Origin of the sequence: Paraburkholderia lebeckiae (assembly GCF_050436325.1) — a bacterium.
Lineage (GTDB): Bacteria > Pseudomonadota > Gammaproteobacteria > Burkholderiales > Burkholderiaceae > Paraburkholderia > Paraburkholderia tuberum.
Genome location: NZ_JBNDLZ010000002.1, coordinates 466,537 through 481,708, shown reverse-complemented (window position 1 = coordinate 481,708; position 15,172 = coordinate 466,537). Strand labels below are relative to the sequence as shown.

General features: G+C 64.7%; 11 protein-coding genes. 10 read left to right on the top strand and 1 reads right to left on the bottom strand.

Translation table 11 applies throughout. The features are described from left to right. Positions 1–310 precede the first annotated feature (310 nt). The 4 genes from OKW44_RS05200 to OKW44_RS05185 all read left to right on the top strand — a co-directional run bounded on the left by OKW44_RS05200 (position 311) and on the right by OKW44_RS05185 (position 8,015). Complete coding sequence (locus OKW44_RS05200) at positions 311–1,777, top strand: amino acid permease (protein WP_018425111.1); 1,467 nt, start codon at positions 311–313, stop codon at positions 1,775–1,777. Between the two features lie 346 nt (positions 1,778–2,123). Then, the gene (locus OKW44_RS05195) at positions 2,124–3,332 is read left to right on the top strand and encodes an efflux RND transporter periplasmic adaptor subunit (protein WP_018425112.1); all 1,209 of its coding nucleotides are present in this window, start codon (positions 2,124–2,126) and stop codon (positions 3,330–3,332) included. Between the two features lie 11 nt (positions 3,333–3,343). Next, complete coding sequence (locus OKW44_RS05190; protein WP_018425113.1) at positions 3,344–6,541, top strand: multidrug efflux RND transporter permease subunit; 3,198 nt, start codon at positions 3,344–3,346, stop codon at positions 6,539–6,541. Continuing rightward, positions 6,534–8,015: an efflux transporter outer membrane subunit gene (locus tag OKW44_RS05185; RefSeq protein WP_035472346.1), complete on the top strand. Its 1,482-nt coding sequence runs from the start codon at positions 6,534–6,536 to the stop codon at positions 8,013–8,015. Before OKW44_RS05190 ends, OKW44_RS05185 begins: the two co-directional genes overlap by 8 nt. Before the next feature lie 63 nt (positions 8,016–8,078). Here OKW44_RS05185 and OKW44_RS05180 read toward each other — a convergent pair whose 3' ends face one another. Continuing rightward, positions 8,079–9,497, bottom strand: a complete 1,419-nt coding sequence (locus tag OKW44_RS05180; protein WP_018425115.1) for a trypsin-like peptidase domain-containing protein — start codon at positions 9,495–9,497, stop codon at positions 8,079–8,081. Positions 9,498–9,823: 326 nt separating this feature from the next. Between OKW44_RS05180 and OKW44_RS05175 the strand changes: the two genes are divergently transcribed. The 6 genes from OKW44_RS05175 (at position 9,824) to OKW44_RS05150 (ending at position 15,157) form a co-directional block, all read left to right on the top strand. Continuing rightward, positions 9,824–10,345, top strand: a complete 522-nt coding sequence (locus tag OKW44_RS05175; protein WP_018425116.1) for a 2,4'-dihydroxyacetophenone dioxygenase family protein — start codon at positions 9,824–9,826, stop codon at positions 10,343–10,345. Positions 10,346–10,450: 105 nt separating this feature from the next. Next, positions 10,451–11,752, top strand: a complete 1,302-nt coding sequence (locus OKW44_RS05170; RefSeq protein WP_018425117.1) for an MFS transporter — start codon at positions 10,451–10,453, stop codon at positions 11,750–11,752. A gap of 13 nt (positions 11,753–11,765) precedes the next feature. Continuing rightward, complete coding sequence (locus OKW44_RS05165; protein ID WP_018425118.1) at positions 11,766–12,494, top strand: SDR family NAD(P)-dependent oxidoreductase; 729 nt, start codon at positions 11,766–11,768, stop codon at positions 12,492–12,494. 74 nt (positions 12,495–12,568) lie between these two features. Then, positions 12,569–13,426: an IclR family transcriptional regulator gene (locus tag OKW44_RS05160; protein WP_018425119.1), complete on the top strand. Its 858-nt coding sequence runs from the start codon at positions 12,569–12,571 to the stop codon at positions 13,424–13,426. A 146-nt stretch (positions 13,427–13,572) separates the two neighbouring features. Further along, entirely contained in the window at positions 13,573–14,616 is a 1,044-nt protein-coding gene (locus OKW44_RS05155; protein WP_013091688.1) for a rod shape-determining protein, read from the top strand. Between the two features lie 22 nt (positions 14,617–14,638). Continuing rightward, positions 14,639–15,157 carry an SLATT domain-containing protein gene (locus tag OKW44_RS05150; RefSeq protein WP_018425120.1) on the top strand — a complete coding sequence of 173 codons (519 nt, stop codon included), beginning with the start codon at positions 14,639–14,641 and terminating at the stop codon, positions 15,155–15,157. The last annotated feature ends 15 nt before the right edge of the window (positions 15,158–15,172 follow it).

Genomic DNA, 15,172 nt, shown 5'->3' with positions numbered 1-15,172 from the left:
TCGCACATCATAAGTCCTCCTGAATCGAACCAGAGGCCTTGCTTGCGATCGCAATGCACAAATGCATCACGGCCCACGGCACGCCCGGCGCTGCGCGCGCCAGCCATCGCACTGCCCTATCGCCCCAACAAAGCAAGCGGATTTCACTTTGCTTTTAATCCGGCATAGACTGAATTTTCCGTTAGACGCTTTCTCCGCACTTGCCGTGGCCCTTGCCGTGCGCGGCGACGGATGTTTTTGTCGTGCTCCACGAGCCGATGGCAGCCTAACCGGTTCGTGCCTGATCAACACTGAAAAGGGACGACTTATCATGGCCGATACCGGTTACATGGCACGCAAAACCGTTGCTGATATCGTCGCCAGCGCCGATGTCGAAGAAGGCCGTCACCTGTCGAAAACGCTGGGCGCGACGAGTATCACCGCGATGGGCATCGGCGCGATCATCGGCGCAGGCATCTTCGTGCTGACGGGGACCGCCGCCGCGCAGTTCGCGGGGCCGGCCATCACGCTGTCGTTCGTGCTGGGCGGCATCGCGTGCGCGTTCGTCGGCCTGTGCTATTCGGAGCTTGCGGCGATGCTGCCCGTGTGCGGGAGCAGCTACACGTACACGTATGCGACGCTCGGCGAGATCTTCGCGTGGATCATCGGCTGGGACCTGATCCTCGAGTACGCGATGGGCGCCGCGACCGTCGCGGTCGGTTGGTCCGGCTATATCGTGAGCCTGTTGCGCAACGTCGGCATCGACATTCCACCTACCCTCGCCGCCGCCCCCGGCACCGTCGTCAAACTGGCCGATGGCTCGACGGTCACCGGCGTGATCAACCTGCCGGCCGTGTTGATCGTCGCGATCCTGACCACGTTGCTCGTGATGGGGACGAAGGAGTCGGCGCGGCTCAACAACGTGATGGTCGCGATCAAGCTGACCGTGGTGGTCGCGTTTATCGCCATCGGCCTGTTTTTCATCAAGCCGGAACACTGGCATCCGTTCATTCCTGCCAATACCGGGCAGTTCGGCAGTTTCGGCATGAGCGGTATTCTGCGCGGCTCGGCCGTCGTGTTCTTCGCGTTCATCGGCTTCGATGCGGTGTCGACCGCCGCGCAGGAAGCGCGACGGCCGCAGCGCGACATGCCGATCGGCATTCTCGGCTCGCTGATCATCTGTACGGTGCTGTACATCCTCGTCGCCGGCGTGCTGACCGGCCTCGTTGCGTACCCCGAGCTGAACGTTCCTGATCCGATCGCCAAGGGCGTCGACGCGATCGGGGTCACGTGGTTCTCGATCCTGATCAAAATCGGCGCGTTGTCGGGGCTGACCACTGTGATACTCGTGCTGCTCTATGGACAAAGCCGCATCTTCTTCACGATGTCGCAAGACGGTTTGTTGCCGCACTTTTTCTCGAGGGTCCATCTGCGTCTTCATACACCCTATCTGAGTCAGATCCTGATCGGCACCGTCGTCGCGATCGTCGCGGCGCTGACACCGATCGGCGTGCTCGGCGAGATGGTCAGCATCGGCACCCTGTTCGCGTTCGTCCTCGTGTGCGGCGCGGTGCTCTATCTGCGGCGCAGCGACTCCGAGGCGACGCGTCCATTCCGGGCGCCCGGCGTGCCGGTCGTGCCAGTGCTCGGCATCCTGTTCTGCCTGCTGCTGATGGTCGGCTTGCCGCTCGTCACGTGGCTGCGGCTCGTCGTGTGGCTCGTGATCGGCATGACGATTTATCTGTCATACGGGCGCAACCATTCGGTGTTGCGGCATCCGGAGCGCAAGCGTACATGAGTGTGTGGCGACTCGGACTATTTCTTCAGGCGCATCGATTTCGATTACGGCAATCGCTGGATGACAATTGACGTGTAATTGACAATTACCATTCAAGATCTCGTCTGCGAGCGGGAATCCCCGGTCGTGACCACCGCGTCCGCCGCCTGGTCGTGGCCAGTCCATTCCACTCGCGACCACCAAGAATAAATTTGACAAGCGACCCAGACACGGTAGGATCAACAGAGATCTTTTCCCCGCATTAACGCCCCCACACACATTCTGAATAGTTAATTCGACCGCAAACCGTTAAATCCGTCACCGATCTCACGCGCAAAAAAGACTGCCTTGGTCAAAGGAGTTTCTCTTGCTTTGCTCCGCATTCCGCCTGCGTAGTCGTGCCGTATCGCTTCTGATCACCGGTTTGCCGCTCCTGCTTGCCGCCTGCAACGACCGGCCGCAAACTCCTACCGCCGCGTCGATGCCGCCGGTTCCCGTGCTGGTCGAAACGGTTTCCACCACCCCTGTCGCCGATGTCGTCGAGTTGCCTGGCCGTATCGAGGCCGTGCGCACCGCCGAGATTCGCGCGCGCGTCGACGGCATCGTCCAGCGCACGCTCTATCAGGAAGGCACGGACCTGCCGGCCAACGCCCCACTCTTCCAGATCGACGCGAGCGACTATCGCGCGCAGTTGCAGCAGGCGCAGGCCGCGCTCACGCGCGCGACCGCCGTGCGCGACAACGCGGCGTCGGTGGTGGACCGTTTCAAGCCGCTCGTCGGCCGTCATGCGGTCAGCGCGCAGGAATACGACGCCGCGCTCGCGACCATGCAGCAGGCGCAGGCCAATGTCTCCGATGCGCAAGCTGCGGTTTCGCTTGCGCAACTGCGGCTCGATCGCTGCATCGTACGCACGCCGATCGCCGGGCGCGCGGGCCGCGCGCTCGTCACCGAGGGCGCGCTCGTCAGCGCAGGCGCGGCCACGCTGCTCACGCAGGTCAATCAACTGACGCCGATCAACGCGGTGTTCACGCAGTCGAATACCGCGATGCTCGACGTCGAGCAGCAGATCCAGTCGGGCGCGCGCAAGCCGACCAGCATGAAGCACGTCGGGGTGCAACTGATCCTTGCCAACGGCCAGGTCTACAACGAGCGCGGTTTTCTGGACTTCGCCGATCTCATCGTCGATCCGTCGACCGGTACGCAGACGGTGCGCGCGCAGTTCGCGAATCCGGACCGCACGCTGTTGCCGGGGCAGTTCGTGCGCGGGCGCATCATCGCGGCGGGCAATGTGCAGGGCATCCGTATTCCCGAGCGCGCGGTGCAGCTCGACAACGGCATTGCAAGCGTTGCGTTGGTCGCCGACGACGGCACCGTGGTCCGCCGCAATATCAATCTCGGCGAACAGGGCGAAGGACGCTGGACCGTGCGCGACGGTCTGAAGCCCGGCGAGCGCCTGATCGTCGATGGCTGGCAGAAGGTGCAGCCGGGTCAGCGGGTCGACGCGCGACCCGCCCCCGAGGCGTCGCCAGCGGCGCATTCGGCCGCGTCGCCCGCTCCCGCTTCGACCGCGCACTGACGGGCTCGCCGATGAATCGATTCTTCGTCGCCCGGCCGGTCTTCGCGTGGGTCATCGCCCTTTTCATCGTGCTGTTCGGCACGATCGCGCTCACGCTGTTGCCGGTCGAGCAGTACCCCGACGTTGCCCCGCCGTCGCTCAGCATCACCGCGGCCTTCAGCGGCGCCGACGCGAGCACGCTCGAGCGTACCGTCACGTCGATCGTCGAAGACGAGATGAACGGCATCGAGAATTTTCTGTACATGTCGTCGGTAAGCCGCTCGAACGGCACGATGCAGATCACCGTGGTGCTGAAGCCCGGCACCGATCTCGACATCGCACGCACCCAGGTGCAGGACCGTCTGAGCCGCGTCGAGCCGCGCTTGCCGCTCGAAGTCCGTCAGGTCGGCGTGCGCGTCACGAAGGCGTCGTCGGGCTTTCTGATGCTACTTGCGCTGCAGGCGACCGACGGCACCACCAGTGCCGTCGCGATGGGCAACTTCGCGTCGAACAACATCGTCAACGAGCTGCGCCGTATCGACGGTGTCGGCGACGTGCAACTTTTCGGCTCGTCGTACGCGATGCGGATCTGGCTCGATCCGCGCAAGCTCGCGGGCTTTGGGCTGTCGGCCAGCGAGGTGTTGCAGGCGATCCAGGAGCAGAACAGCCAGACCGCGGGCGGCGGCCTCGGCGATCAGCCGATCGCGCCGGGCTCCGAGTTCACCGCGCAGATCGTCACGCAAAGCCGCTTCACGACGCCCGAGCAGTTCCGCGAAATCATCGTGCACGCGAATCCGGATGGCTCGACCGTGCGGGTGGGCGACGTCGCGCGCGTCGAGCTCGGCAACGACAGCTACGGCAACCGCCTGACCGTCAACGGCAAGGCGTCGGCCGGGATCGCGATCCAGCTCGCGAGCGGCGCGAACGCGCTCGCAGTCGCCAACGCGGTGCGCCAGCGCATGACCGAATTGCAGCCGATCTTCCCGCGCGGCGTCGCATGGACCGTGCCGTTCGACACCACGCCGTTCATCACGACCTCGGTGCAGGGCGTGATCCGCACGATGGTCGAGGCGCTGTTGCTCGTGACGGTCGTAGTGTTCCTGTTCCTGCAGAACTGGCGCGCGACCGTGATCCCGACGATCGTGGTGCCGATCGCTTTGATCGGCACGTGCGCGGGGCTCTATCTGTTCGGGCTGTCGATCAACATTCTGTCGCTGTTCGGCATGGTGGTCGCGATCGGTATCCTCAACGACGACGCGATCGTCGTCGTCGAAAACGTCGCGCGCATCATGCGCGAGGAAGGGCTCGGCGCGCCGCGCGCAACGGTGAAGGCGATCGGGCAGATATCGGGCGCGGCGATCGCGAGTACGCTGGTGCTCGTCGCGGTGTTCATTCCGATGGCGTTTTTTCCGGGCTCGACGGGCGGCATCTACCGGCAGTTTTCGGTCACGCTCGCGGTGTCGATCCTGCTGTCGACGCTGTTGGCGCTGACACTCGGCGCGGCGTTGTGCGCGGCGCTGTTGCGTAGCGAGGCGGCTGCCAGGGAGCGGCCGAAGAACCCGGCGTCACGAATGCTGCATCGCGTGTTCGACGGCTTCAATCGCGGGCTCGATGCGGGCACCACGCGCTATATCGGCGGCGTCGATGCGATGTTGCGCTCGCCGCTGCGCTGGCTGCTGGTGTTCGTCGCGGCCTGCGCGATCACCGTGTTTTTCTTCACGCGGCTACCGACCGGCTTTCTGCCGACCGAGGACCAGGGGCATATCTTCATTACGTATACCGGCCCGCCGGGTTCGACCGACCAGCGCACGCAGCGCGCGATCGACCAGGTCGAGGCGTTTCTGCGAACCCAGCCGCAAGTGCGCAACGTCGCGTCCGTGACGGGCTTCAGCTTCTTTGGCCAGGGGCAATCGGCGGCTCTGTCGTTCGTCGATCTGAAGCCGTGGGACGAGCGCTCGGGCGAGGCCAATTCGGCGAGCGCGCTGGTGCGTCGCGCGAACGCGGCGTTTCGGCAGATTCCCGAGGCGATCATTTTTGCGCTCGACCCGCCGGCGATTCCGTCGCTCGGCAACGCGACCGGCTTCACGATCAAGATCCAGGATCGCAGCGGCATCGGCGGCGAAGCGCTGCAACAGGCCGCGCGGCGGATGATGATCGAGGCGTCGCAAAGCCCTCTTCTCGCGGGCGTGCGCGCCGAGGGCATGCCGGAAGCGCCGCAACTGTATGTCGAGATCGACCGCGTGAAGGCGCGCGCATTAGGTCTGCAAATCGGTCAGGTCAACCAGGCGCTTGCGCTGACGTTCGGCGCAAACTATGTGAACGACTTCGTGTTCGAGGGCAACGTGCTGCGCGTGCTGTTGCAGGCGGACGCCGAGCAACGCATGCGTGCCGAGGACGTGACTTCGCTACGCTTGCGCAATAACCGCGGCGAGATGGTGCCGTTCTCCGCGTTCACGCGCGTGCGCTGGATTTCCGGACCGCAGCAGCTCGAACGCTATAACGGCTTTCCGTCTGCGACACTGTCGGGTCAGGCCGCGCCCGGCCGTTCGAGCGGCGCGGCGATCGCCGAGATGGAGCGCATCGCGTCGCACGTGTTGACCGGAAACCTGACTTATGAATGGACCGGCACCGCGCTCGAGGAAAAACAGGCGAGCGGCCAGATCGGCATGCTGCTCGGGCTGTCGCTCGTGGTCGTGTTCCTGTTGCTCGCGGCGCTGTACGAGAGCTGGGCGATTCCGGTCGCGGTGTTGCTGATCATCCCGTTCGGCGTGATTGGCGCGGTACTGTTGACGATGCTGCGTGGACTGTCCGCGGACGTGTATTTCAACATCGGCCTCGTGACGATCATCGGCCTTGCCGCGAAGAACGCCATTCTGATCGTCGAATTTGCGATCAAGGAGGAATCCGAAGGAAGGGACGCGCTAGCCGCCGCCAAAAGCGGCGCACAGCAGCGTCTGCGCCCGATTCTGATGACGAGCGTCACGTTCGTGTTGGGCATGCTGCCGCTCGTGCTCGCGACCGGCGCGGGCGCGGCGAGCCGCCGCGCGGTCGGCACCGGCGTGATGGGCAGCATGCTGACCGCGACGATGTTCGGCGTCTTCTTTACGCCGCTGTTCTATGTCGCCGCGCGACGCTGGCTGAGCCGCAAGAAACGCAGCATCGATCTCGACGATGACGATCTGCCGACGGCCATGCCGCGCGATTCGGGTGGAGGGCAGCGCGATGCGTAAATGCCTTCATGTGCGCCTGTTGCTGCCCCTCTTCTGCTGCTCGCTCTCCGCCTGCAACTTTGCGCCGAACTATCAGCAGCCCCAATTGCCGATCGCCGATCATTTCGACACGACGGAGACCGCCAATCCGGCCACCGCGCATCTGGCAAGCGAAGTCGACTGGCAGACCTTCTTCGCCGATCCGCGACTGAAGCTGCTGATCGAGGCGGCGCTCGAGCACAACCGCAATCTCGCCGCGTCGATCGCGCGCATCGAGCAGGCGCGCGCGTTTTATCGCATCCAGAACGCCGCGCGTTTGCCGCAGGTCAATGCGAACGCGGGTGCGACCCGCACCAGGGCGCCACTCGGTTCGATCGATCCCGAGTTCGACAACACGGACATCTCGGTCCAGTTCAACCAGTACAACGTTCAGGCGGCGGTGACGTCGTTCGAACTCGACTTCTGGGGGCGCGTGCGCAACACCAGCGAAGCCGCGCGGCGTCGATATCTGGCCACTGTCGACGCGCAGCACGCGTTCCGTTTGTCGCTGATCGGCAATGTCGCGTCGAACTACTACGCGATCCGCTCGGGCGAGGAAGGCATCGAGCTTGCACAACAGACGCTCGACAGTCGGCGCTACGCGCTGGAAGTCGCGAAAATGCGGCTCGACGCGGGCGTCACATCGATGGTCGATTACGACCAGGCCGCCATTCTCGTCACGCAGGCGCAGACGCAGCTGGCGGAACTGCAACGGACCACCGCGCAGCAGCGCCATCTGCTCGAGGTGCTGATCGGCGGGCCGCTCAGCGAGTCGCTACCGCAGGCGCCGCCTATCGCCGACGCCGCGCAGTTCCGCGAGCTCGATGCGGGCCTGCCCTCCGCACTGCTGATCGACCGGCCGGACATCCAGCAGGCCGAGCAGCAGTTGCGCGCAGCCAATGCCGACATCGGCGCCGCTCGCGCGGACTTTTTTCCGCGCATCGCGCTGACGGGTAGCTTCGGTTATGTGTCGCCCGAACTCGGCGATCTGTTCGTGCCGGCCAAGCAGGCGTGGTCGTTCGGCGCGCTGGTTGGCATGCCGATCTTCGATGCGGGACAGCGCCAGGCGCAACTATCGCAGGCGCGCGCGCGACGCGACGAACTGGTCGCCGATTATCAGCGCACGGTGCAGAACGCGTTTCGTGAAGTGTCCGACGCATTGGTCGCGCGACAACGCTACAAGGAACAGATCGCGGCGCAGGAACAGGCGGTGCAGGCGCAGCGGCAACTCGCCGAAACGGCCGAGCTGCGCTACGAAAACGGGATCTCGATCTATCTCGAGGTGGTGGATGCGCGACGCAATCAGTTTGCCGCCGAGCAGCAGCTGATCCAGCTTCGGGCGACGGCTTTGCAGAACGGGGTGTCGCTTTACGTCGCATTGGGGGGCGGGCCCGACGAGCCGCGGAACGTCACGCAAAGCACGTCTCACGCTGAGGGGGTCCACCCGTCCAACTGAGGCACGCGCGCCACAGCAGCGCGTCGTGCCGGCCGCCGGCATAGCACCGGCGGGTTCTACTCATCAGCCAAGCGTTACGTCGACCGATGCTTGTTCACCATCGCGCACCACGGTGACAGACACGCTGTCGTCCGCCTGAGCGATCATGCGGCGCAGCTGCTCGACGCCGTGAATCACCTTGCCGTCGACGGCAACGATGATGTCGCCCGCCTGAATGCCGGCTTCGGCGGCCGGACCGGTGGCCTGCTGCACCACCACCCCGCCCGGCAACTGCGCTTGCTGCTGTTCGTCCTGGGTCAGCGCACGCACGGCGACGCCGAGACGCGGACGGTTTTGCTGCGGCGGTTGTTCCTGCTGCTCTTCGGGTGGCGCGGCCGACGCCATGTCCGACGCTTGCTGCGCGCCCACCGTCACCGCCAGCTTGCTTTCGCCGCCGTTGCGCCACACGCTGATCGTCGCTTTGCTGCCCGGCGACAGTTGCGCGACCTGACCGATCAATTCGGTGGGGTTACCGATATGCTTGCCGTTCACGCCGACGATCACGTCGCCCTGGCGCAGACCGGCTGCGTGCGCGGGACCATCCGGGTCGACCGAGCCGACCAGTGCGCCGCCCGTCGAGTCGAGGCCGAGCGCCTTGGCCTTGTCGGCGCTGAGCGGCTGCACGCCCACGCCGATGCGGCCGCGGCTTACGTGACCGGTACTCACGAGTTGGTCTTTCACGTGCATCGCCGCGTCGATCGGAATGGCGAACGACAGTCCCTGGAAGCCGCCGGTGCGCGAGTAGATCATCGAGTTGATGCCGATCACTTCGCCGTTCAGGTTGAACAGCGGACCGCCCGAATTGCCCGGGTTGACCGGCACGTCGGTCTGGATGAACGGGATTGGGCTATCGTCGGAGAACGAGCGCGATTTCGCGCTGATGATGCCCGAGGTCACCGTGCTGTCGAAGCCGTACGGCGAGCCGATCGCCACGACCCATTCGCCGACCTTGCTGCTGTCCGGGTTGCCGATCTTCACGGTCGGCAGATTGGTCGCGTCGATCTTGACGACGGCGACGTCGGTGGCCTTGTCCTTGCCGATCACGCGCGCGTGGAATTCGCGGCCGTCGGTGAGCTTCACGGTCACGCTGGTCGCGCCGTCGACGACGTGATTGTTGGTCAGGATGTACCCGTCCTGGCTGATGATGAAGCCCGAGCCGAGCGCTTCACCGCCGCTCTTGCGTTGACCGTTCTCGTCGACCGACGCGGCTTCTTTCACGCCGATATGCACGACCGCTGGGCCATAGCGGGTCACGATGCCGGAGAAGTCCGGTGCCGACGAGCGCGAGCCGACGATATCCGCCGCCGCGTGCAGCGACGACGTCGGGCCCTGCGCGTCGTTCACCGACGCATCGGCATTGCGATGGCTGAGCGCATACGCGCCGCCGATTGCGAGGACGACGCCGATCGCAGCGCTACCGCGCCAATAGTTCTTGGTGGTCATAGTCAGGGAGTGTTGCGGAGGGTTACATGGAGGATGCGTAATGTAGTGGCCTCCACTTAAAGCAGACTTAAAGATGGTGTTCGATCAGAATGCGCGCGCAGGCCTTGTTTTAGGCGCTTTTTGCGTGTCGTGCGGCTTTTATGAGATAGCAACACGTGCATCTTTCGCGCGATTCGAGAACGGGTGCGGCGTCGCTTTATCGTGCCCTACCAGTAATTTCCCCAGGATTGACCCCGCCCACAGCGGTTCCGATAATAACCATATTGTGGACTTTTTATCCACAATGTGGACAGTGCTTTTTTCTGCACACTTCGCGAGGAATCTCCATGCCAGAGGCCAATCAATCCGACCTGACGCCGTACCAGCTACCGTTCCCGAAGGAAGCGCAAAAGGAAATCGTCGTGCCCTGCGCGATTCCGACCGACGAACGCATGTGGGTCCCGCAGGCAGAAAACGTGTCGTTCCGCCCACTGTGCCTGAATGCGTCGCAGGGATACTGGATGAATCTGCTGCGCGTACGCCGCTCGGGGGTGTTGAGCCGGCATCGTCATCCGCAGGCCGTGCACGGCATGGTGCTCAAGGGCCGCTGGCGTTATCTCGAGCATGACTGGGTCGCGACCGAAGGCAGCTACGTGTACGAGCCGCCGGGCGAAACGCATACGTTATATGTGCCCGAGGACGTCGAGGAAATGATCACGTACTTCCAGGTCAACGGCGTGATGTTCTATTGCGATCCGTACGGGAACTACACCGGTTACGAAGACGTATTCACGAAGATCGACATGTGCCGCAAGCACTACGCGGCGGTGGGCCTCGGCGAAGACTACGTCGACCAGTTCGTCCGGTAAAAAACCGCGCAAGCCCCGACAGAACCAACAGGCAGGACACCGCAATACCGACAGGCACGGCAACACCATTCCCACACAGCAGGACCCATTGCGCAGGAGACAAACATGCTTCAGAAGTCGCAGCGTCTGAAACGTATCCAGGTGGTCGCCGTCGTCTTTCTGACGGTGGCGGGCGTCGTCAATTATCTCGACCGCAGCACGCTGTCGATCGCGAATCATCTGGTCAGCGAGGAATTGCATCTGTCGGCTTCGCAGATGGGGCTGCTGCTGTCCGCGTTCTCGTTGTCGTATGCGTTCGCGCAGTTGCCGGTTGGCGCGCTGCTGGACCGTTTCGGATCGCGCGTGATGCTCGGCCTCGGCATGCTCGTGTGGTCGATCGCCCAGGTCGCGGGCGGCTTCATCCAGACGCTCAATCACTTCCTCACGGCGCGCGTCGTGCTCGGCATCGCCGAGGCGCCGCTGTTTCCGGCCGGCGCGAAAGTCGTCAGCGAATGGTTCGCGGTACGCGAGCGCGGCACGCCGATCGGCACCTTCATCTCGTCATCCACCATTGCGCCGATGATCGCGCCGCCGCTGCTCACGGTGCTGATGCTTTCCTTCGGATGGCGAACGATGTTCGTCATCATGGGCGTGGCCGGCATTGCCGTCGCGCTCGCGTGGTACCTCGTCTATCGCAATCGCAGCGAAATCGCGCTGACCGAAGAAGAAACCGCGCATCTGAACGAAGGCGCGACCGGCCAGGAGAATCCGCAGGGCCTCAGCTGGTCCGAATGGGGCGCGCTGTTCAAGCTGCGCAACACGTGGGGCATGATCTTCGGCTTCATGGGCGTGATCTACATGGTATGGCTCTATCTGACGTGGCTGCCCGGCTATCTGGAGCGTGAGCGTCATCTGAGCATCGCGCACACCGGCTGGCTCGTCGCGATTCCGTATGTGTTCGGCACGATCGGCATGGCGAGCAGCGGCGTGATCGCCGACTATCTGTTGAAGCGCGGCATGGCGCCGATCCGCAGCCGCAAGTGGCCGCTGTGCGTCGGTCTCGTCGGCGCGGCCGCATTCACGGTGCCGGCCGCCTACACACCGAGCACGACGCTCGCGATCGTCTACGTGTCGCTCGCGATGCTGTTCGTGAACCTGTCGAGCGGCAGCGCATGGGCGCTCGTCAGCGTCGCCGCGCCGCGACATCTGGTGGCGTCGCTCGGCAGCATGCAGAACTTCGGTGGCTATCTGGGCGGCTCGTTCGCGCCGGTGATCACCGGCATCGTCGTCGATCAGACGCATTCGTTCGTCAACGCGCTGCTGATCAGCGCGGCCGTCGCGTTCGCGGCGGCGCTCGTCTATCTGTTCGTCGTCCAGGAAGTGGCGCCCGCGCCGCTCGCGAGCTCGATCGAGACCCAACCCACCTGAGGCGGCTTCTCCCATGACATTCCAGAACCAGCTCCTCGAAGGCAAGACCGCGCTCGTGACCGGCGGCTTGTCCGGTATCGGCGCGGCGATCGCCAACACGCTCGCGCAGCTTGGCGCGCACACGGTGGCGGCTGGTTTGCCGCTGCCCGAAGGCACGCCCGATACGCTCAATCGCGAGATTGCGCGCGTCACGCTGGATGTCCGCTCGGGCAACGCCGTAACGGCCGCGGTGAACGCGTTCGAGCGTCTCGACATCGTGGTCAACTGCGCCGGCGTGATCAGCCGCGTCGAAGAACATCGGCTCGACGTGTTCGAACGCGTGATGGATATCAATCTGAACGGCACGATGCGCGTGTGCGCCGCCGCGCGCGACTCGTTGAAGGCGTCGGCAGGCTGCATCGTCAATACGGCGTCGATGCTGAGTTTTTTCGGCGGCGGTCTCGTGCCCGCTTATAGCGCGAGCAAGGGCGCGGTGGCGCAGCTAACGAAGTCGCTCGCGATCGCCTATGCCGCCGACGGCATTCGCGTCAATGCGGTTGCGCCGGGCTGGATCGCAACGCCGCTCACCCAGGCGTTGCAGGACGACGATGGCCGCTCGCTGGCGATTCTGGAACGTACGCCGCTGCGTCGCTGGGGCACGCCGGAGGAAGTCGCGCAGGTCGCGGTGTTCCTGTGTTCGCCGGCGGCGTCGTTCATGACGGGCGCAATCGTGCCGGTCGACGGCGGATATCTCGTCGCATGAAGCGGCGCCGCCGTCGTTCGACGCCATCGATAAAGGCATAATTGCATACCCCTGTCCTGCCCTGCCTCTGTGTGATGTCGAGTTCCGCTTCCAAACCCCGTTCCCACGCCGGCGGCGCCGGCCATGATGCTGTCGGGCACGCCGACAACAAAGCCGACTCCAGGGCCGTCGCCGGCGCCGCCGCGTTCTCGAAGTTCATTGCGGTTCTGCAACTGATCGCCGATGCGTCAACGCCGCCCAACGTCGCGAAGCTGAGCGCGGCGAGCGGCTATCCACGCCCGACCGTCCATCGCATCGTCGCGGCTTTGCAGGCTGAAGGGCTGATCGTCGCGAGCGGCAGCGGCAACACCTTCGGCCTCGGACCGCGCCTGATCAACCTTGCGAGCCATAGCTGGGAGCGCTCGGACCTGCGGCTCGCGGCCGTCGATGCGTTGATGGCGTTGCGCGACTTCACATCGGAGACGATCCACCTCGCGGTGCCCAGCCAGGGCGAGATGGTCTACATCGAAAAGCTCGAAAGCCCGCACGCGGTGCGCATGGCATCGCGCATCGGCACGCGCGTGTCGCTCACGTCGAGTTCGGTCGGCAAGGCGTATCTGGCGACTCTCAGCGTGGCCGAGCGCGAGGCGCTGCTGAAAAACGCGCCGCTCGAGCGTTTCACCGAGCACACGCTGACCGACCTCGACGCGGTGCGCCGCGAGCTCGACGCGACCGCGCAACGCGGCTACGCGGAAGACCGCGAGGAGAACGAAGTATCGATCTGCTGCTACGGTGCCGCGGTCCGCGGCCCGGACGGCCGCGCGGCCGGTTGCGTGAGCATCAGCATGCCGACCTTCCGCCAACGCGATGATGTGCAAGCCACTTACATCGAGCCGCTGCTTGCGGCATGCCGCACGATCGCGGCGCGGCTGGGGCCGGCAAGCGGCAGATAGCGGACGATAGTGCGGCCGCGCCCGTCGATAAACTGCTATTCTTGCTGTCGCGCGGCCGCTCTGGCCGCCCGCCGCGTGCAAGCGGCAGACCCCGACAAGCTCCCGGCGGCGCTCACGCGCCCGCCTTCGCAAAGACAGGAATACGCATGTTCGGTTTTCTGCGCGGCTACTTTTCCAACGACCTGGCAATCGACCTCGGCACGTCGAACACGCTGATCTACATGCGCGGCAAGGGCATCGTTCTCGACGAACCGTCGGTCGTGTCGATCCGCCAGGAAGGCGGGCCGAACGGCAAGAAGATCATCCTCGCCGTGGGCCGCGAAGCGAAGCAGATGCTCGGCAAGGTACCGGGCAACATCGAGGCGATCCGCCCGATGAAAGACGGCGTGATCGCCGATTTCAACATCACCCAGCAAATGATCAAGCGCTTCATCCAGATGGCGCACGAGTCGCGGCTGTTTGCGCCATCGCCGCGCATCATCATCTGCGTGCCGTGCGGTTCGACCCAGGTCGAGCGCCGCGCGATCAAGGAGGCCGCGCATAGCGCGGGCGCCTCGCAGGTCTATCTGATCGAGGAACCGATGGCAGCGGCGACGGGCGCCGGCCTGCCGGTATCGGATGCAACCGGTTCGATGGTCGTCGATATCGGCGGCGGCACCACCGAGGTCGGCGTGATCTCGCTCGGCGGCATCGTGTACAAAGGCTCGGTGCGCGTCGGCGGCGACAAGTTCGACGACGCCATCGTCAACTACATCCGCCGCAACTACGGCATGCTGATCGGCGAGCAGACCGCCGAGGCGATCAAGAAGGAAATCGGCTCCGCGTTTCCGGGCTCCGAGGTCATGGAGATGGAAGTCAAAGGCCGCAACATGTCCGAGGGCATTCCGCGCAGCTTCACGGTGTCGAGCAACGAAATCCTCGAAGCGCTGACCGATCCGCTGAATCAGATCGTGTCGTCGGTGAAGATCGCACTGGAACAGACGCCACCGGAACTCGGCGCGGACATCGCCGAGCGCGGCATCACGCTCGCGGGTGGCGGCGCGCTGCTGCGCGATCTCGACCGTCTGCTCGCCGAGGAAACCGGCCTGCCGGTGTTCGTCGCAGAGGCGCCGCTGACCTGCGTCGTACGCGGCTCGGGCATGGCGCTGGAGCGAATCGAGAAGTTCGGCAGCTCGTTTTCCTACGATTGATGCGCGTGCCGAACACTGAACGATGACGACCCTGCCCGCCTACGAGCCGCCCGTCGACGAAACCGAACTGCTGTTGAAATGGATTCGCCGCGCGCGCGAATCGCAGATGAGCCATTACGACATGGCGGATCTGCTGTCGGCGCGCGAGCGCCGCATGGGCTGGCTCGTGACCGCGCTGACCGCGTTCGTCGGCACGGCGGTGTTCGCGTCGTTGAGCGCGCCGCCGGTGTCGATCGAGATGCGGATAGTCGTTGGGCTCGTCAGCGTGGCGGCGGCGATGTCGGCCGCGTTGCAGACGTTCCTGCGCTATGCGGAGCGTGCCGAGAAGCATCGCGCGGCCGGTGCGCGCTATGGCGCGGTGCGTCGGCGGCTCGAAGCGGTGTTTGCCGGTGACGCCGATGCGCGCGAAGCGCACTACCTCACCGGGATCCGTACCGAACTCGACCGTCTCGCCGAAGACTCGCCGAACGTGCCGCCGCGGATCTTCTATCGCACGCAGCGCACGTTGCTGGCGGACAGGCCGCGTCGGCGTGATGCGTGAAACAGGCGGCCGGGC